Here is an 18233-nt window from a genome sequence, read left to right on the forward strand (position 1 = left end):
CTTATGCAGAAAGCGCTGACAGCTACAAAATCAGGATCATCCAGCAAACGACATAACAGGAGACCGCCTCACGACGGCCTCCTGCTCAGCCATTACTGCTGCTGTTGCTGCTGCTCGTCAGCGGCTGCACGGTTCTCGCGCGGCTCACGGTTTTCGCGGGGTTCGCGATTCTGACGAGGAGCACGTTCGCGGTACTCGCGATCGCCACGGGGTTCGCGCGGCTCACGCTCGGGCATGCCGGCGGGACGCTCGGTCAGCGCCTTCATGGACAGCTTGACACGACCCTTGTCGTCGGTTTCCAGAACCTTGACCTTGACCACTTGACCTTCTTGCAGGTAGTCGGTGACCTTCTCCACGCGCTCGTGGGCGATCTGGCTGATGTGCAGCAGACCGTCCTTGCCGGGCAGCAGGTTCACCAGGGCACCGAATTCCAGGATCTTGACGATGGGGCCTTCGTAGATCTTGCCGATTTCGACCTCGGCCGTGATCTGCTCGATGCGCAGCTTGGCGGCTTCGGCCTTGGCGCCGTCGGTGGCGGCAATGGTGATGGTGCCGTCTTCCTCGATGTTGATCTGGGTGCCGGTCTCTTCGGTCAGCGCACGGATGGTGGCGCCGCCCTTGCCGATCACATCACGGATCTTCTCGGGGTTGATCTTCATGGTGTAGAGCTTGGGCGCGAAGCTGGAGACTTCGGTCTTGGCTTCGCCCATGGCTTCCTGCATCTTGCCCAGGATATGCATGCGCGCTTCCTTGGCCTGAGCCAGGGCGACCTGCATGATTTCCTTGGTAATGCCCTGGATCTTGATGTCCATCTGCAGAGCAGTAATACCGTTGGTAGTACCAGCCACCTTGAAGTCCATATCACCCAGGTGATCCTCGTCACCCAGGATGTCGGTCAGCACGGCGAACTTGTTCTCTTCCTTGATCAGACCCATGGCGATACCAGCCACGTGCGCCTTCATGGGCACGCCAGCGTCCATCATGGACAGGCAGCCGCCGCAGACAGAAGCCATGGACGAGGAACCGTTGGACTCGGTGATTTCCGACACCACGCGAATGGTGTAGGGGAACTCTTCCTTGGTAGGCAGGCAAGCGGCCAGAGCACGCTTGGCCAGACGGCCGTGGCCGATTTCGCGGCGCTTGGTCGAACCCATGCGACCCACTTCACCAGTGGCAAAGGGAGGCATGTTGTAGTGGAACAGGAAGCGGTCCTCGAACTCGCCAGCCAGTGCGTCGATCTTCTGAGCATCGCGCTCGGTGCCCAGGGTGGAGATCACCAGAGCCTGAGTCTCGCCACGTGTGAACAGGGCCGAGCCGTGAGTGCGGGGCAGCACGGAAGAACGGATTTCGATAGGACGCACGGTACGTGTGTCGCGGCCGTCGATACGGGGCTCGCCAGCCAGGATCTGCGAACGCACGATGCCAGCTTCGATATCGAACAGCATGCCTTCAACCTTGACACCGTCAAACGCCACGCCTTGCTCGGTCAGAGCGGCCTTCACATCGGCGTAAGCCATGCGGCAAGCCAGGGTACGCACTTGCTTGTTGCGCTCCTGGTAAGCGGCGCGCAGCTTGGCTTCGCCCAGCTCGGTCACCTTGGCGATCAGGGCTTCGTCCTTGGCGGGAGCAGTCCAGTCCCAAGCGGGCTTGCCGCCTTCGCGCACCAGGTCGTGGATAGCGTCGATGGCGATCTTGCCTTGCTCGTGGCCGAACACCACAGCGCCCAGCATCACTTCTTCAGGCAGTTGCAGAGCTTCGGATTCCACCATCAGCACGGCGGATTCGGTACCAGCAACGACCAGATCCATCTGCGAATCCTTGCGCTGTGTCTGGCCGGGGTTCAGCACGTATTCGCCGTTGATGTAACCCACGCGGGCTGCACCAATAGGGCCATTGAAAGGCAGGCCGGACACAGCCAGAGCTGCCGAAGTGGCGATCATGGCGGCAATGTCGGCGTCCACTTCAGGGTTCAACGAAATGGTGTGGATGACCACATGCACGTCGTTGTAGAAGCCTTCGGGGAACAGGGGACGGATGGGACGATCGATCAGACGCGATGTCAGGGTCTCCAATTCGGAAGGCTTGGCTTCGCGCTTGAAGAAGCTGCCAGGGATCTTGCCGGCAGCATAAGTCTTCTCGATGTAGTCAACGGTCAGGGGGAAGAAGTCCTGGCCGGCCTTGGCGATCTTGGAACCCACGACAGTGGCCAGCACCACGGTGTCGTCGATATTGACCAGCACGGCGCCGGAGGCCTGGCGGGCGATTTCGCCGGTTTCCATGGTGACCGTATGCTGGCCCCACTGGAAGGTCTTGGTAACTTTGTTGAACATGGTCATATGACTCCTTTATGAATAGCTGGATGCGCTTATCCAGTCTTGATTTGGAGTGCAAACAGAACACGATGCCATTCCAGTGTTGCGCTAGGCGCTATAAATAGTGCAGCATTGGAATGACACAGCTTCGCTCTGTTTTGCGAACTCCGAAGTAAAAAACGCCTGAGCTAGGCAATCTAACTCAGGCGTTTCGATCTTTCACCGTGCTTACTTGCGCAGGCCCAGCTTGGCGATCAGTGCTGTGTAGCGGTCAGCGTCCTTGGACTTCAGGTAGTCCAGCAGCTTGCGGCGACGGCTCACCATGCGCAGCAGACCGCGACGACCGTGGTGGTCCTTGGCGTTAGCCTTGAAGTGGGGAGTCAGTTCGTTGATGCGAGCTGTCAGCAGAGCCACTTGCACTTCGGGGCTACCAGTGTCGTTTTCGGAACGAGCATTGGCCTTGACAACTTCAGCCTTCTTATCGGCAGCGATCATTTTGTTTTCCTTAGGATTTGGCACTCGACGAGGAGCACCTTGGTTACTTGCGCCAAGACTGGAAAGGTCTCAGCGTGCGTCTTGCACCATGCAAAACCTGGCGATTATATCAAGAGGCGATTTATTCCCGATGCAACCGCAGGGCTAGCCTTTGGACCAAGGCAGGCAAACCCGCTTGCCTATCCATGAAGCCGACTCGGACAATGGGCCCATCCACTCCAGTCAAGGACACGCCATGGCCAGATTTCTGAGACGCCGTTCGCTTGCCCAACTCTGCACCGCAGCCCTGGCAGCCATCGCATTCGCCAACCTGCCAGCGCTCGCCGCCAATGCAGCCGGTGAGCGCAGCCACAAGGCTGCCAAAAAGCGAAGCAACAAGGTCAAGATCCAGAACATCCGCAGCAGTTCGGAGGAGACCACCGCCGAACGCGACAGACGGCTGTACCGGGAATGCCAGGGAAGGCCAAACTCCGGGGCATGTGCGGGGTATACACAGAGGCCACAACCGGGAAGGCGCTGAGAGGCACCGCAGGTCTAGCAAAATCAACCGCCAGTCCCGCCCGTGGTTACAAAGTGCTGCATCCATCTACCATGCAAGCATGCACCTTTCTTCGTATTTTTCAGATCGGCCTTTCGGCCTGCGAAGGCAAGCCCACGGCTTCACATTGATCGAGCTGCTGACCGTAATTGCCGTGCTGGCCGTACTTACCGCAGTTGCCGCACCCAGTTTTACACCCATGATCCAGCGGTGGAATGTCAAATCGACTACTGAAAGCATGGTGAGCACACTGTATTTGGCCCGCACAGAAGCTATAAAACGCGGCGGGGGGGTCACCATAAAGAAAACCCCAAATAATACAGATGGCTGTACAGCCGCCAGCACCAATGAAGACTGGGGATGCGGCTGGAGCATCTTTTATGCCGACGCAGCTGGAAACTCAATTAGTATTAAAAATATACCTCCACCCAAAGGAATAGAAGTAACAGTAAAAAGCAGTAGTGGAACTATTTCCTTAGATCGCTGGGGAAAGATGAGCGGAATTAACGCAAAAGGCATATACATACTTCCCGCAGGAGGCAACTTAAATCCTCCCGCTCAAGGCATATGCACAAGTTCCGGAGGAAGAATTCAGGTAATCGGGGATCCTCCATGCGCTTAAACAAACAAAATGGCTTCACCTTACTTGAGTCATTAATAGCAATACTATTAACCGCACTTGGAATATTAGGCATATTGGGTGTTCAGATGCGCACTCTTTCCAATACTCAAGATACCATGCGAAGAACCCAAAGCATTCGTTTGGTCAATGATTTGAGTGAAAGAATAAAGAATCAAACCAGCGGCATAGCCAATGCCAACCAGTACGCAACCACCTGGACAGATCTCACTCAATCAATTACGGAGCCATCGGTGGACTGTTCGTCAAGTGGAGCCTCTTGCACAGCTACACAGCTCGCTGCTTACGACAAATACATTTGGCTAAACTCAGCAAAGAATGCACTCCCACTGGGGAAAGCAAGGATTTTCGCCACCGCCGATGGAAAGTCTCTAGGAGTGATGCTTGCCTGGCGCTCCAATGAAGATGCTGCTGGAGTTTCTTCATCAACAAGTGCCACGGACTCGAGCGGCACAGCCGTTCAATGCCCAAAGATCGACTCCAATAACTCGCAGAGCCCTTATATGAGTTGCCATCTGCAATACATCAGCCTTGATGAACGCTGCCAAACCGTTGCCTCTACAGCCTACTGCTCACAGTAGTCACCAATATTGATATGCAGAAAGAACTTCATTCCTTTAGGCCCTCCAATCGTCTACAACAGCAAGGCGTGACTCTTATCGAGTTGATGGTGGGTATTGCAATTGGACTTCTAACTGTCGCGGTTGCAATTGGCGCATTGCTGGCCTCAAAAAATGCAAGCACATCCACCAGCGACAGCACAACAATGCAGCAGCAAGCGGCTTATGCATTTCGCGTGATTGGACAACAGATTCGACAAGCAGGCAGTCTCTCTCTGGAACCATCTACCAGCTATCTGGAATCCGCATATTTTCGAAATAACCTTGCTATAGCAAGCTATCCGCCTATCTCAGGAAAAGACAGCCCCGGAAGCAATGAATACAAATTGACTGTAACTTATCAAAACGCTCCGATTGATAAAATTTATCCACTTGCAGCAGACGGAACTGCAAGCATAGGCTCCTTGCTAAGAAACTGCCTGGGAGAAAATCCGTCAAGCTCTCCACCAGAGGCTCTTCAAAGCGCATTCAAGCTGGACAACAATATCCTGTATTGCGCCGGCACAAGCTCCAAACAACCTATTATTGGAGGCTCCCAGGCAAGTGACATCAAAGTCAACGATTTCGTTGTTCGCTATGTGAGCCAGCAAGGCTATACCAATCCGACTTTCGCCTACTCTACTGCTTCTGCATTCACTGACAATGCAGCTTGGTCAAAAGTTCAGTCGGTAGAGGTGTGTATTGAATTGGAAGGATCCGACAGCATTGACACTGCGGGCAGCAACTATATCAACTGCAGCAATCAAACGGTATCCCGCGGAAATCGTTTACGCATGGTTTTCAGAAACACTTTCCGTTCTCGTAGTCATGCCTGGCCAACAAGCAGCTAAATATGAAGACACCAAACAAAAATCTGCAACAGGGAGCCGCTCTCTATATTGTTGTAATTTTCATTCTACTTTCCATGCTCGTTGCTCTATGGGCTTCTCGTTCAGCAATTTTCAATGAGTTGGTAGCTGGAAATGATGCCGATTATCAAAGAGCCATGGAATCCGCGCAAGCCATGGTTCAAGATGCTCAGGATGATATATACCGGCATCTTTATGACAGCACAAAAACTTCGCTAAGAACGGGTAGCACCCAGCAGTTCCCTGGGAGCCAAGATGTTTTTTTTGGACCATGGAGCGACAGCCTCGCAGCTCAAACCAATCAATGCAAGAATGCCATTTGCTTGAGGCGAACCATCGCGGAGGATTTCTGGAATGACCCCAGCACCTTGCAAGCCATGCTTAGTCTAGGGGCGAGATATGGCCAATTTTCTGGTGCCAACCAAAGCGGCTCTGAAACAATTACACCTCCCAATCCAATTTTGGCATTGACCGATGCCAATAAAGGAGCTTGGTATTGGATAGAGCCGATGCCATATGGGACACTTGGATTGAGTCCCGGCGGAAATATCGGAAAAATAGTGCAAGGCACAGCAACACCGGCGACAAACGCAGAAATGATTTTCAGAATTACAGCCCTGGCCTTTGGCATCAAGGGATCGAGCAGCAGCACTGATTTTAGCGACCATTCCCCAACCATGGCCGTAATCCAGACAGTCATCTCCATGCCTGTGATTAAAGGTGAATAATATGAAAAGAAAAATAATTATCAAGAACCTCGCCTATTCTTTGGCTGTCGCAGGTCTTGCCACACATATTTACACAAATGCAACGCCACTCAATTTCGCAACATACCCTGCAGGTAGCGCAAGCGTAGAACCTGCACCCAATGTCATCATTTCGGTTGACGACTCTGGAAGCATGGGAGACTCTGGCATCAGTGCACTCAAAACGGCATTAAAGGACACATTTGCAGTAAGCAATATTCCCGACAAAAGGCTCCGTATTGCTTGGCAATCCATGAATCGATGCAATGGCATCCCTAGCAATAGCACATCTTGTGGCAACAGAAATTCCCTAAAAATCCTGGAGGGAACACATCGTACCAATTTCTTGACTTGGGTGGATACGCTCACTGCAAAAGATGGAACTCCATCTCACCAGATGGTAAGAAATGCCGGAGATTATTTAAAAAATACGCCGCTGAATAGTGATTCCCCGTGGGCAGAAGTCCCCGGAACGCGGTTGGGCAATGTACTCTCTTGCCGGAAATCCTTCCATATTTTCATGACGGACGGTGGCTGGAACAGCTCCACCAGCAACACGAATACAAATATTGATGGAGACAGAAACCTTACGGGCTACAAGACAATATCTCCAGGAAATATTGATGGAACAAATGCCACATTTTCAGATCAAAAATCGTACGTAGCAAGCTCCACTCAAACAAAAATATACTCAGACTCCTGGGGATCAACCAGTCAAACCTGCTCTAACAGAACCAGTTGCTCAACAGATGGCATTAATACCCTAGCCGATCTTTCATTTTATTATTGGGCAACCGACCTGAGAGACGATATCCCAAATCAAGTCAAACCAATCATAAAAAAAAGTGGCTCAGAAATATTCAAGAACTCCAGAAATCAGAATATTGAAATTGAAGAGTACTGGAATCCAAAGAATAACCCTGCAACATGGCAAAGCTTAACAACATATACCATTGGATTTAATGGCGCAGCGACCTGGACAGGTACCCCTACCTGGGGAGGAGACACCTTCTCAGGCGACTACAGCAAATTGATTACAGGAGATTTAGCTTGGCCAAGCCCGCTTTGCAAATCCGATAACACACCTTCTGATACTGGGACATTTTCTTGCGATGGCGTTTACAACAAAACAACCACAGGGTATAACGCAAACGAAAATAATAGAAAAAAAGAGCTATGGCATATGGCCATCAATGGGCGCGGAAAGTTCATTCCCGCCTCGACCAGTGACGATCTGAAAAATGCGTTCAAGGATATTGTCAGCAATATTATTGAAGACACGTCTCAACCCCTCACCGGATATGCAAGCTCATCCAGCTCCATCAGCACGCAGGATGCCAAGCTCTATACAGCAACCTACGACGCAAGCGGATGGAAGGGAGCTATTTATTCCCAGATTGCAGCAACGGATACGGGAGTCCTTTCCGCAAACTCAGCTTGGGGAAACAATATAAACAACCGCCTACCTACTACCGCCGACAAGCTTGACGCCCGCACGGGCCAGATAGCAAATAGATTGGTATTAACAAGCAATGGCAGCGCCGGCATCAGCTTTAACTATGCAAACCTGTCGGATGCACAAAAATCCAGCTTGACCACGTCTCTGGGAACCAACGCGACAACCGCGAACAAAACAAGTCTTGGAACAGCCATAGCGGATTTCATACGCGGAGACATCACCAACAATGGCGGGACTGTTCAAAATTTCAATTTTAGAACACGCAACTCCATTCAAGGTGACATCGTCAATTCAGCCATATGGTATACGGGATCTCCAAGTCAAGGCTACAATCAGTCGGGATACTCCGCATTTGCAGCGCGCTATAAAACACGAATACCCATGCTTTATGTAGGCGGAAATGACGGAATGCTACATGGATTTTCTGCAATAGATGGTCAAGAGAAGATCTCTTACATCCCAGAAGGAATAATATCCAGACTTCCGCAGCTTGCAAGCAGCTCATATACGCATCAATATTATGTAGATGGCTCTGCATTCACTGGTGACATTGTCATCAACTCCACAAGCACAGACCTTGCGGATCGATGGCGCACCATGCTTGTTGGAAGCCTCGGCGCCGGCGGAAAAGGTTATTTTGTTCTCGATGTGACCCAGCCCGGCCCCACTGTCAACACGGGATATGCCAGTAACTTCTCAACAGCAAACGCGGGAAGTATCGTTGTCCTAGATAAAACTGCGACAACAGATTCAGATATTGGATATATTTTCAGCACCCCGGTCGTAAGCGAGTATAGTCCTCAAATTTCGACACAAATTGTCAAAATGAACAATGACCGATGGGCCGTTGTCATGGGCAATGGAATAAATAGCACCAATGAGCGCCCTGTTCTGCTGATCCAATATCTTGATGGACAAAAGGAATTGGTAAAAATCACCGCAGCCTCATCAGGAACCAATGCCAGCAGCAATGGTCTATCCGCTCCTCGTCTGGTTGACCTGAATGGCGACGGTACGCCTGACATCATTTACGCAGGAGACCTTAGAGGAAATTTGTGGAAATTTGATCTTTCTAGTTCAAATCCACAGAATTGGGGGATTGCATTTTCAGGTCAACCGCTTTTTACAGCGAGCTACACAGCCAATAACGCGACAACCTTGCAGCCTATCACTACAGCACCACTGGTTAGAGTCAGCGAAAGCACGGCCGGGCTCATGGTCGCCTTTGGCACCGGAATAAATGTGACCGAAGGTGATAGAACAGACGTATCTGTCCAAAGCTTCTATTCTGTGGTTGACAATACACGGTATAAGTTATGCGCGGCCGATCAAACATCATGCACGGCTGGAAAGGTAATTATCGATACCAATGCAGCAACCCCGACTGTCGTGGCAAAGTCAAATCTGGTCGCAAGAACATTCTCAAGCACCGCAACAGCAGGCACCGGAAATAGCCAAGGTCAGAATTTTTGGGGTATGGGAACTCAATCCGAGCTCAATTATCTCAACAGCAAGGGTTGGTACTTTAATTTCCCGGTAACTGGTGAGCGAGTTCTTAGAAATCCAAGATTCTATTCGGCAGCAAGCAACATCATAGACATTCTTTCAGATGTACCTGCCTCCGGCGGAAATGTAGAAGGGGAAACATGCGAACCAACCTCCACCCCAGCTAAAGCATGGCGCAGTCTTTTAGGTATCGAATTCGGGCTTAAGCCTGTTCAGCAGCTCCTGGATACCAATGGAGATGGTCTTTATAATAGTGCCGACAGTGGTACGAATAGAACTACCTCCTCTCCGCGAGAAATATCTTTAGGTACGCGAGGAGGAAAGATTAATATTGGTACTCAGCAAACCTCCAATACAGGAAAACTCAGCAACCCAGTGACCTCTCTGAACTGGCGACAGCTTCAATAAGGAATCGCTCAATGAACAGCATGGAAAAACAAAAGGGTTTCACACTCATCGAGCTAATGATTACGGTTGCCGTCATAGGTATTCTGGCTGCGATTGCTTACCCGAGCTACGCTGAATACACGCGACGAGGATTTAGAAATGAAGCCAAAGCCGGCTTGCAGCAAGCGGCCTTGTGGATGGAGCGTGCAGCAACTGCCAACGGCATCTACCCAATCACTGGAGACAGCACACAGAAGACAGCCATGGACAAGATGCTGGCCCAGTACGGTACAAGCAGGTACACCTTCAGCTTCGCAAGCTCCAGCACATCCGCCTATGTCATCCAAGCAGCCCCTCAAGGAGGTCAAGCAGTTGACAAATGCAAGACTCTTACCTTGAATCAGGCAGGTGTTACCGGCGCCAACAGCAAGGTACAAGGAGACACGGGCTACAACACCGACTGCTGGGGCAAGTAAGCCCGACGCCTCTGCATTACCATCCTGGGCATGACACCCTCTGCCCATTTCATGAACAAGGCGCTTGAGCAGGCTGCTCAGGCGCTTTTTCTTTCCTCACCCAATCCGCGCGTCGGCTGCGTGATCGTCGATGCCTCGGACCGCATCATCGGCCAGGGCTTTACCCAGCAGGCCGGCGGCCCGCACGCCGAGGTGATGGCATTGCGCGATGCGGCTTCCAAAGGCAACGATGTGCGCGGCGCCACGGCTTATGTGACGCTGGAGCCCTGCTCGCACCATGGCCGCACCGGCCCCTGCTGCGACGCCTTGATCGCAGCCGGCATAGCCAAGGTGGTGGGTGCATTGACGGACCCCAATCCGCAAGTGGCCGGCCAGGGTTTCGAGCGGCTGCGCGCTGCGGGTGTGGAGGTGGAGATCGGCCCCGGCGGAGCCGAATCACGCGAACTCAATATCGGCTTTTTCAGCCGCATGATTCGCAGCACGCCCTGGGTACGCATGAAGGCTGCCAGCTCGCTGGATGGCGTCACTGCCTTGCACAACGGCCAAAGCCAGTGGATCACCTCGGCGGCCGCCCGGGCCGACGGACATGCCTGGCGTGCCCGTGCCTGTACGATTCTGACCGGCATAGGCACGGTGCTCGAAGACAATCCGCGCCTGAATGTGCGGGATGCAGACACGCCACGCCAGCCACGCATTGCCGTAGTGGACAGCAAGTTGGATATGCCGCTGGATGCTCATGTTTTGAAAGCACCTAGCGGTTGCTTCATATACACCTGCAGCACAAATCAATCCAAGATCGAGCAACTGCAAACGCTAGGCGCTACGGTTATTGATATGCCGAACGCAGCGGGCAAAGTCGATCTGGCGGCCATGCTGCGCGATCTGGCCCAGCGCGGCACGAATGAGCTGCATGTGGAGGCAGGCTTCAAACTCAACGGATCACTGATTCGCGAAGGTCTGGTCGATGAACTTCTCTTCTATCAGGCCCCCAGACTGCTGGGCACGGGAGCCATGGGCATTGCCAACTTCGGCCCGCTCGACAGCCTGGACCAAGGCCTGCCGCTGGTGTTCCATGATGTTGCCCGCCTGGGACCGGATCTGCGCATTGTTGCCAGAGTCCAAGGCCGAGAGCAGTTCTAGCGCAGTCTGCGTCCGACACCCGAACTCGGTCATCATGGGTTACAAAGCAGCAATGACGGCTTCTATCTCCACATCGTCACGACTGCAACCATCAGGGCCGCAAACACATCTGGCGCTGCTTGCCGGCGCTATTGCCGCGATGTTGCTCACGGGTTGCGCGGCGTCGCTACCCAAGGATGTGGAACGCCCCGTCAGCATGGCACTGAGCCAGCCCCAAAGCACCGAGTTGGGCGTGTTCGTCTCTCAGGCTCGCCCGGCCAAGGCAAAGCCAGATGCCTCGGCTTTTGCCCTGGTCTCCGGGCCCAAACATGCGCTCAGCAGCCGCATGGCGCTGGTGGAGAACGCACAGAAAACGCTGGATCTGCAGTACTACGCCATCCATGCAGACCAAAGCACCGGGCGACTGCTGCGCGCCGTCGTGCAGGCAGCCCGGCGCGGCGTGCGCGTACGTGTGCTGCTGGACGACTTCCACAGCACCGGGCCGGATGCACAGGTCATGCGACTGGCTTTTGTGCCCAATGTGGAGATGCGCATGTTCAACCCGCTGGCCGGCTCGCGCGCCTCCACCATCGGCCGGGCCTGGACGCTGCTGACCGACTTTCAGCGTGCGCAGCAGCGAATGCACAACAAGCTGTTTGTGGCCGACAACACCCTGGCCGTGATTGGCGGACGCAATCTGGGCGACGCCTACTTTGACGCCTCCAATGTGGGCAATTTTGTCGATCTCGATGTTCTGGCCGCCGGCCCCGTCGTCAAAGACCTGTCGCTCAGTTTTGACCGCTACTGGAACAATGTGCGCGCCTACCCCGTGCAGTCGCTGATCAGCGAGCCGGATCTGCTCAAGCTCAAGACGCAGTTCGACCAGGAAGACGCCAGCAGCAAGGCCGAACCGACCCAAGGCACCAGCGCCCCCGAAGACAGCTCCCTGAATCTGAACCAGGTCCCGTGGATCTGGGCCCAGGCCATGGTGCTGGCGGACAGCCCCACCAAGATCCCCGTCGAAGGAGCAGAACGATCTGCCGCCAGCGAGTCCACCGGGTCAGCCGTGCTCAAGGCTGGCGAAGCCTCCAGCCCGCCCCCCTCCGCCACACCAGCACTGAATGCCGAATCGGTGGTCGACGGCCTGCTGGCCCTGATCCGCTCGGCCAGGCAGGATCTGCTGGTGGTGTCGCCTTACTTTGTCCCGGGACCGGAGATCATGGATGCCTTTCGCTCCGCGCGCAGCAAGGGCGTGCGCATCCGGGTACTGACCAATTCGCTGGCCTCCAACGATGCGCCGCTGGCCCATACTGGCTATGCGCGCCACCGCAAGGCCCTGCTGGAGATGGGCATCGAGCTCTATGAAATGCGCAGCGAAGCGGCCAATGTACGCTCGGCATTGCGCGCAGGCACCACGGGCTCCAGCGGGGGCAGCGCCGGGGCTTCGCGGGCCATGCTGCACACCAAGCTGCTGGTCATAGACGGACGTCTGGTTGCCGTGGGCTCCATGAATCTGGATATGCGCTCACAGCTGCAGAACACCGAAATCGCCGTGCTGATCGCCAGCCGCCGGTTCAGCCAGCTGGCCGGCGACAGCATCGACGAAAGCCTGCCAGAAAACAGCTGGCGCCTGGATCTGGACCCCAAGGGGAAGCTGGTCTGGCGTGCTCCCCAGGAAAGCGGGCTAGCGGACTCCTACTCGGAGCCCGATGCCAGCCTTGGACTTCGCCTCATGCTGCAGTTGCTCGGGCCTCTGGCTCCGGACAGTCTGCTTTAGGCTCGGACTGCGGCCAGGCCCATTCCTGCTGCAGATCGCGCAGCGGCAGCGCCTGCACCCAATCGCTGATGGCGCGTTGATCGGTCTGGGTGCGCACTTCCTGATAGACCTGCTCGGCCTCGGGAAAGCGTCTGCGCATGAGATTGAGCCATTGCTTGAGGCGGCCTGCACGCTGGCGCGGCTCCAGATCCTCGCAGACCATATGCCAGAAACGCTGCACCTGGGGCACCAGCACCAACCAGTCAATGCCCGCCGCCACCGTGCCACTGCCCTGCTCCACGGCGCGGCGCACCGCCAGTGCCAGACCCGGGTCGGCCACGATGCCGCGTCCCAGCATCAGATCGTCACAACCCGAAACTTCGCGGCAGCGCAAGGCCTCCTCCACGGTCCAGATCTCGCCATTGGCCACCACATTCACGCCCACCGCCTCGCGGATGCGCGGAATCTCCTCCCAATAGGCCGGGGGGCGATAGCCATCCAGCTTGGTGCGTGCATGGACGACGATTTCGCAAGCTCCGCCGCTTTCCATGGCCTGGGCGCACTCGGTCATCAGCGCCCGGTCGTTGAAACCCAGCCTCATCTTGGCAGATACCGGCAGCTGCGCCGGAACCGCCTTGCGCACGGCTTCGACCACGCGGGCAATCTGCATGGGGTCCTGCAGCAGTGATGCACCACCGCCATGGCGGTTGACCACCTTGGCCGGGCAGCCGAAGTTCAGATCGATGCCCTCGGGCCCCAGGCGCGCCAGATTGGCCGCGTTTTCGGACATGCTGACGGGATCGGAACCCAGCAACTGCGCCCGCACCGGCACGCCGGCCAGCGTCCGGCTGCCGTTGCGCAGCTCGGGCATGGTGCGCAGATAGACCTTGTCCGGCAGCAGCGAGCCGCTGATGCGAATGAACTCGGACACGCAGCGATCCGCGCCGCCCACCCGGGTCAGCACATCGCGCAGCACAAAATCCAGCAGCCCTTCCATGGGCGCAAGCAGCAGTCTCATTTCAGATTCAAATCAGATTGACCTGTAGCGCTTATTCAAAAAACGCCAGCAGCTATTAATTCAGAAGCAATTGGCAAGCTTGGGCAGTAATGACGGGGCCATCCACTGCGAATTGGCGCAGATTCACACCAGTGTCATCGTCAACTCATGCAATAGCGCATCCGCACTTGTAATGCGCCAGACAGAACCAGCCATGATTTTGCAGAAAACCGCCAAGGCCCAGGAGGAACTTCAGCCAGGATCGCGCCAGCTGCCGCAGCGCGCGCGCTCCCTGCTGTTGCTGGCCGGCGGCAAGAGCATGGAAGAACTTGCCGCCATGCTGGGCAGCGATCATGCCGCACTGGCCCAGCAATTGGTGGAGCAGGGATATCTCCAGCTGGTGACTTCATCCGGCGCCCCCAGGGAGCGCGGCATGCCCCTCCACCCTGCGGCGGCTCTCGCCACCTTCGGCGAAAGCCCTGCCGCACCGGCCCTGGCTCCCGCCGAGCAAGCCACCAGCGCGATGCCTGCCATCAATATGGCGGGCACGCGCATGTATTTGTTCGATATGTGCGAGCGCCTGTTTGCCAACCGCCATGAGGCACTGGCCCAGACATTGCGCACCCAGCTGCGCGAGGCCAGAGACCTGAACAGTCTGCGTAGCGCAGGCATCAGCCTGTTGACGGCGGTAGAGGAATATGCGGGCGAAGAGCGCGCCCAGTCGCTGCGCGAAAGGCTGGCCGCCCTGCTGGCGCATGGCGAAGCCGCCGATCCCTCCAGCCAGGAACTGCATGGCGCAACGGCCTAGCTTTCTGGCGATCGAAGGAGGACGCCCGCGGTCAAGCGGCAGCAGCCAGACGCCAGAGCGAGGTCACTTCGGCCGCGCGCGCAGTGTGCAAGGGGTCCTCGCGGTCCTGCACCTTGCCGTGGTGCGGGCGGACATCCTCGCGCCCCAGCACCTTGAGGCCGGCCGCTTCAATCCAGCCCAGCAACTCGTCACGCGTACGCAACTTCAGATGCTCGGCCAGGTCCGATAGGATGAGCCAGCCTTCGCCACCCGGCAGCAGGTGTGCTGCCAGCCCTTGCAGAAAGCCGCGCAGCATGCGGCTGTCTTCGTCATAAATGGCCTGATCGAGCACCGATGCTGCCTTGCCCGGCAGCCATGGCGGGTTGCAGACAATTAGGCCTGCCTGTCCTTGCGCAAACAGATCGGCACGCTGCAGCTCTACCCGGGAAGCATGGCCCAGACGCTGCAGATTTTCGGTGGCACAGGCCAGCGCACGCTCGCTGGTATCGGTGGCGATCACCGACTTCACGCCGCGCTTGAGCAGCAATGCCGAGAGCACGCCCGTACCGACACCGATATCCCAAGCCTGTTGCAGACCGGCAGCGGGAATGCTCGCACGCGCCACCAGATCGAGATACTCGCCGCGCACGGGCGAGAAAACACCGTAGTGGGCATGAATGCGGGCGCCATCCAGGGAGGGAATCTCCACCCCCTTCTTGCGCCACTCATGGGCGCCGACCACGCCCAGCAGATCGCGCAGCGGCACCAGCACGGACTGCGCAGGTGCTTCGACCGGAACAGCGCCCCAAGCCTCGGAGCAGGCCAAGCTCCAGTCCGGAGCGCGACGCAAGGCGCAATGCCATTGCACATCCAGCTCGATCAGAATGCTGCCCAACATGCGTGCACGCTGGGCCTGGGACTGGCGGTACAGATGAAACGCGTGCGGAAAGCCTGCCGCAGCGGGGCTCTTTGGCGGGCTCTTGCGGCGCGACTTCTTGTCCAGCCGGCGGCCCAGCGCCAGCAGCAGCTGGCGCGCATTCTGAAAATCACCTCGCCACAGCAATGACGCACCTTCGCTGATATGGCGAAACGCCGTATCAGCGGGCATGGTGTCATCGGCAACTTCGATGCGGCGGGGCTTGGGCAGGCTGCTTTCGCTGCGCCACAAGGCCGTATGGGCCTGGGCTTGCTCCTGCCATTGCAGCAGATCGAAAGCAGATGCGGGAGCGCAGACTGAGGCCGCGAGCTTGCTGTGGAGAGACGTCACGGCCTGTCTTTCAGTGAGGGTTGAACGCTGTGTGATCAGCCGTTCAGAGGGCGCTTGACGCGCACTTCTTCGATCTTGATGCTGCCGATCACAGCCGTCTTGGCCGTGGACATTTCACGCTTGAAGCCAGCCATTTCATGGAAACGCAGGGCACGCTCGTTGCGCAGCGGAATCCAGGCAGTCACATTGGTGCAGCCTTCTTCCAGCAAACCGTCACGGGCAGCGTCCCACAGGGCAACGCCAACGCCTTGGTTCCAGTGGGAAGGGGCAGCATAGATGGCCCAAATCTCGCCGGTGGTCTGGCGGGACTTTTCATCACGGGAGCGGTCAAAGCCGATAAAGCCGACGATCTTGTCACCATCGATGGCGACCTGGACCTGCGGCTCGCAGTATTCAATAGCTTCGCGCCAGTAAGCCTGGCGCTTTTCAACCGAGGACATGGCCTTCAGTTGATCATCGGGAACCAGACCTCGATAAGCCTCCAGTGCGGAAGCAGTATGGATCTGGGCAATCGCTTTTGCATCGCGAAGAGTAGCGGGACGGACCTGGATACTAGACATGGAAAAACCGGGGCGGAAACATGTAAGAATAGAAGGGCGTAATTGTCTACAGATTCAGAGTTTTGGCACGCGGTGCAGTGGTTAGCCATTTGCTCAACTGCGGCTGTTCGCTATTTCTTGCTATGGCGCAATCTATGTGCTATGCGCTCCACTAAGCAGAGCAGCAAGCCCACAACCATCAATGGTTTGCGTCACATTTGATGACAATATGGCAAGCGCTCACCACAGCATGCAAGCGCTCAGTCCCTAGATCGCAGTCAAGGAAATTCAGAGCCAGCGCCGCATGAATTCCATCACCCGGTCGAATTTCTCTCCAAATGGCGGGTAAAGCAGGGACGTCGCAGCCCAGCGCGACTGAACGAAAACCGCCTTCTGGTGCACAAAGCGCAAAAAGCCCTGCTCTGCGTGATACGCGCCCCAGCCGCTGTCGCCGACACCGCCGAACGGCAGGTTCTCATGCGCCACATGCAGCAAGGTGTCGTTCACGCAGACGCCTCCGCTGACGGTGCGCGTCAGCACGGCATCGCGCTCGGCCTCGCCATTGCCGAACCAGTACAGCGCCAGCGGGCGCGGGCTGGCGTTGATGGCATTGATCACGTCCTCGATATGCTCGTACGAGATCACGGGCAGGATGGGGCCGAAGATTTCCTCCTGCATCAGCTGCATCTCGCCCGTGGCGCCAAACACCAGCGCCGGAGCGAACTGGCGCTCCACCGCCTCGCCCCAGGCAGTGGTGTCGCCATCGACCGCAGGGGCTGCGGCCTCATGCATCCAGTGCACCTGCGCTCCCAGGCTTTGCGCCTGACGCAGCATCTGCTTGAGCCGCGCCAGATGGCGCTTGCTGATGATGGCCGTGTAGTCCGGGTTGCCCGAGATGCGCGGGTACAGCTGCTGGACTGCCGCCTGGTAGGCCTCGGCAAACTCCTGCTCCTTGCCGCGCGGCAGCAGCACATAGTCGGGAGCGATGCAGGTCTGCCCGGCATTGACCAGCTTGCCGTAGGCCACCTTGAGCGCAGCGGCCTGCATATCGCAGTCCTGCGCAATGATGCAGGGCGATTTACCCCCGAGCTCCAGCGTGGTGGGCGTCAGGTGCACGGCCGCTGCCTGCGCCACGCGCCGCCCCACGGCCGTGGAGCCGGTGAACAGCAGATGGTCGAATTGCAGGCCCGAGAACTGCGTGGCCACGGCCACATCGCCCTCGATCACGCAGAACTCTTCGGGTGCGAAGAACTGTGCGACAAGCTCCGCCATTTTTGCCGAGGTATGCGGCGTCAGCTCGCTGGGCTTGAGCATCACGCGATTGCCCGCCGCCAGCGCCGTGATGACCGGCGCCAGCGATAGCTGCAGCGGATAGTTCCAGGGCGAGATGATGCCCACCACACCCAGAGGCTGGCGCTCCACCCAGGCCTTGCCGGGCTGCAGCATCAGCGGCGTGCGCACACGCTGGCGCTTGCTCCATCTGGGCAGGTGCTTGAGCGTGTGCCTGAGCATATTGCGCACCAGCATCAGATCCAGCATCTCGGTCCAGCGCTCGGAGCGCACGCCAAAGTCCTGCTCCACCGCCGCGCACAAGGCCGGACCGTTCTGGTCCAGCAGCTTCTGCAGACGCAGCAGCCTCTCCCGGCGCACCAGCAAAGGTACATCGACCTGCGTGCGGCTGGCTTGGTACTGCAAGTCAAAAATGCGGTGCAAGTCCATGTAGTTCATGCCTGTCTGAAAA

16 protein-coding genes are annotated in these 18233 nt (G+C 56.6%); 10 read left to right on the plus strand and 6 right to left on the minus strand.

The window, feature by feature from the left end; translation table 11 throughout:
- Positions 1 to 92: 92 nt before the first annotated feature.
- Complete coding sequence (gene pnp, locus F3J24_RS10380) at positions 93 to 2336, minus strand: polyribonucleotide nucleotidyltransferase (protein ID WP_167005598.1); 2244 nt, start codon at positions 2334 to 2336, stop codon at positions 93 to 95.
- Between the two features lie 204 nt (positions 2337 to 2540).
- Entirely contained in the window at positions 2541 to 2807 is a 267-nt protein-coding gene (gene rpsO, locus F3J24_RS10385) for a 30S ribosomal protein S15 (protein ID WP_003057844.1), read from the minus strand.
- Between the two features lie 235 nt (positions 2808 to 3042).
- Here rpsO and F3J24_RS10390 point away from each other — a divergent pair, with 235 nt between their 5' ends.
- From F3J24_RS10390 to F3J24_RS10430, 9 genes are all read left to right on the plus strand, one after another.
- The gene (locus F3J24_RS10390) at positions 3043 to 3327 is read left to right on the plus strand and encodes a hypothetical protein (protein ID WP_167005601.1); all 285 of its coding nucleotides are present in this window, start codon (positions 3043 to 3045) and stop codon (positions 3325 to 3327) included.
- A gap of 79 nt (positions 3328 to 3406) precedes the next feature.
- Positions 3407 to 3967, plus strand: coding sequence for a GspH/FimT family pseudopilin (locus tag F3J24_RS10395; RefSeq protein WP_167005603.1), 561 nt, complete (start codon positions 3407 to 3409; stop codon positions 3965 to 3967).
- A complete protein-coding gene (pilV, locus tag F3J24_RS10400; RefSeq protein ID WP_167005605.1) occupies positions 3958 to 4566 on the plus strand; it encodes a type IV pilus modification protein PilV in 609 nt (202 codons plus the stop codon). Before F3J24_RS10395 ends, pilV begins: the two co-directional genes overlap by 10 nt.
- A 14-nt stretch (positions 4567 to 4580) precedes the next feature.
- Positions 4581 to 5435 carry a PilW family protein gene (locus F3J24_RS10405; RefSeq protein ID WP_167005607.1) on the plus strand — a complete coding sequence of 285 codons (855 nt, stop codon included), beginning with the start codon at positions 4581 to 4583 and terminating at the stop codon, positions 5433 to 5435.
- A 2-nt stretch (positions 5436 to 5437) separates the two neighbouring features.
- Positions 5438 to 6181, plus strand: a complete 744-nt coding sequence (locus tag F3J24_RS10410) for a pilus assembly protein PilX (RefSeq protein ID WP_167005609.1) — start codon at positions 5438 to 5440, stop codon at positions 6179 to 6181.
- A gap of 1 nt (position 6182) precedes the next feature.
- Complete coding sequence (locus F3J24_RS10415; RefSeq protein WP_167005611.1) at positions 6183 to 9572, plus strand: pilus assembly protein; 3390 nt, start codon at positions 6183 to 6185, stop codon at positions 9570 to 9572.
- 11 nt (positions 9573 to 9583) lie between these two features.
- On the plus strand, positions 9584 to 10027 hold the full coding sequence (locus tag F3J24_RS10420; protein ID WP_167005613.1) for a type IV pilin protein: 444 nt from the start codon (positions 9584 to 9586) through the stop codon (positions 10025 to 10027).
- 30 nt (positions 10028 to 10057) lie between these two features.
- On the plus strand, positions 10058 to 11167 hold the full coding sequence (ribD, locus tag F3J24_RS10425) for a bifunctional diaminohydroxyphosphoribosylaminopyrimidine deaminase/5-amino-6-(5-phosphoribosylamino)uracil reductase RibD (RefSeq protein WP_167005615.1): 1110 nt from the start codon (positions 10058 to 10060) through the stop codon (positions 11165 to 11167).
- Positions 11168 to 11219: 52 nt separating this feature from the next.
- Positions 11220 to 12923, plus strand: coding sequence for a phosphatidylserine/phosphatidylglycerophosphate/cardiolipin synthase family protein (locus F3J24_RS10430; RefSeq protein ID WP_167005618.1), 1704 nt, complete (start codon positions 11220 to 11222; stop codon positions 12921 to 12923).
- Here F3J24_RS10430 and F3J24_RS10435 read toward each other — a convergent pair.
- On the minus strand, positions 12877 to 13920 hold the full coding sequence (locus F3J24_RS10435; protein WP_167005621.1) for a tRNA-dihydrouridine synthase: 1044 nt from the start codon (positions 13918 to 13920) through the stop codon (positions 12877 to 12879). The two genes, F3J24_RS10430 and F3J24_RS10435, sit on opposite strands and share 47 nt — an antisense overlap.
- Before the next feature lie 172 nt (positions 13921 to 14092).
- Between F3J24_RS10435 and F3J24_RS10440 the strand changes: the two genes are divergently transcribed.
- Positions 14093 to 14707 carry a hypothetical protein gene (locus F3J24_RS10440; protein WP_205244711.1) on the plus strand — a complete coding sequence of 205 codons (615 nt, stop codon included), beginning with the start codon at positions 14093 to 14095 and terminating at the stop codon, positions 14705 to 14707.
- Positions 14708 to 14738: 31 nt separating this feature from the next.
- Here the strand turns inward: F3J24_RS10440 and F3J24_RS10445 are convergent, their stop codons facing one another.
- The 3 genes from F3J24_RS10445 to F3J24_RS10455 all read right to left on the minus strand — a co-directional run bounded on the left by F3J24_RS10445 (position 14739) and on the right by F3J24_RS10455 (position 18220).
- Positions 14739 to 15953 carry a class I SAM-dependent methyltransferase gene (locus F3J24_RS10445; RefSeq protein ID WP_167005628.1) on the minus strand — a complete coding sequence of 405 codons (1215 nt, stop codon included), beginning with the start codon at positions 15951 to 15953 and terminating at the stop codon, positions 14739 to 14741.
- Between the two features lie 35 nt (positions 15954 to 15988).
- Positions 15989 to 16513 carry a GNAT family N-acetyltransferase gene (locus F3J24_RS10450; RefSeq protein ID WP_003057859.1) on the minus strand — a complete coding sequence of 175 codons (525 nt, stop codon included), beginning with the start codon at positions 16511 to 16513 and terminating at the stop codon, positions 15989 to 15991.
- A gap of 267 nt (positions 16514 to 16780) precedes the next feature.
- The gene (locus F3J24_RS10455; protein ID WP_167005631.1) at positions 16781 to 18220 is read right to left on the minus strand and encodes a coniferyl aldehyde dehydrogenase; all 1440 of its coding nucleotides are present in this window, start codon (positions 18218 to 18220) and stop codon (positions 16781 to 16783) included.
- Between the last annotated feature and the right edge of the window lie 13 nt (positions 18221 to 18233).

Source organism: Comamonas sp. Tr-654, from assembly GCF_011752915.1.
Taxonomy (GTDB): domain Bacteria; phylum Pseudomonadota; class Gammaproteobacteria; order Burkholderiales; family Burkholderiaceae_C; genus Comamonas.

Bases quoted from the DNA above. Each gene is read 5' to 3' on its own strand.
- pnp (WP_167005598.1), bottom strand. From the start codon at position 2,336: ATGACCATGTTCAACAAAGTTACCAAGACCTTCCAGTGGGGCCAGCAT.
- rpsO (WP_003057844.1), bottom strand. From the start codon at position 2,807: ATGATCGCTGCCGATAAGAAGGCTGAAGTTGTCAAGGCCAATGCTCGT.
- F3J24_RS10390 (WP_167005601.1), top strand. From the start codon at position 3,043: ATGGCCAGATTTCTGAGACGCCGTTCGCTTGCCCAACTCTGCACCGCA.
- F3J24_RS10395 (WP_167005603.1), top strand. From the start codon at position 3,407: ATGCACCTTTCTTCGTATTTTTCAGATCGGCCTTTCGGCCTGCGAAGG.
- pilV (WP_167005605.1), top strand. From the start codon at position 3,958: ATGCGCTTAAACAAACAAAATGGCTTCACCTTACTTGAGTCATTAATA.
- F3J24_RS10405 (WP_167005607.1), top strand. From the start codon at position 4,581: ATGCAGAAAGAACTTCATTCCTTTAGGCCCTCCAATCGTCTACAACAG.
- F3J24_RS10410 (WP_167005609.1), top strand. From the start codon at position 5,438: ATGAAGACACCAAACAAAAATCTGCAACAGGGAGCCGCTCTCTATATT.
- F3J24_RS10415 (WP_167005611.1), top strand. From the start codon at position 6,183: ATGAAAAGAAAAATAATTATCAAGAACCTCGCCTATTCTTTGGCTGTC.
- F3J24_RS10420 (WP_167005613.1), top strand. From the start codon at position 9,584: ATGAACAGCATGGAAAAACAAAAGGGTTTCACACTCATCGAGCTAATG.
- ribD (WP_167005615.1), top strand. From the start codon at position 10,058: ATGACACCCTCTGCCCATTTCATGAACAAGGCGCTTGAGCAGGCTGCT.
- F3J24_RS10430 (WP_167005618.1), top strand. From the start codon at position 11,220: ATGACGGCTTCTATCTCCACATCGTCACGACTGCAACCATCAGGGCCG.
- F3J24_RS10435 (WP_167005621.1), bottom strand. From the start codon at position 13,920: ATGAGACTGCTGCTTGCGCCCATGGAAGGGCTGCTGGATTTTGTGCTG.
- F3J24_RS10440 (WP_205244711.1), top strand. From the start codon at position 14,093: ATGCGCCAGACAGAACCAGCCATGATTTTGCAGAAAACCGCCAAGGCC.
- F3J24_RS10450 (WP_003057859.1), bottom strand. From the start codon at position 16,513: ATGTCTAGTATCCAGGTCCGTCCCGCTACTCTTCGCGATGCAAAAGCG.
- F3J24_RS10455 (WP_167005631.1), bottom strand. From the start codon at position 18,220: ATGAACTACATGGACTTGCACCGCATTTTTGACTTGCAGTACCAAGCC.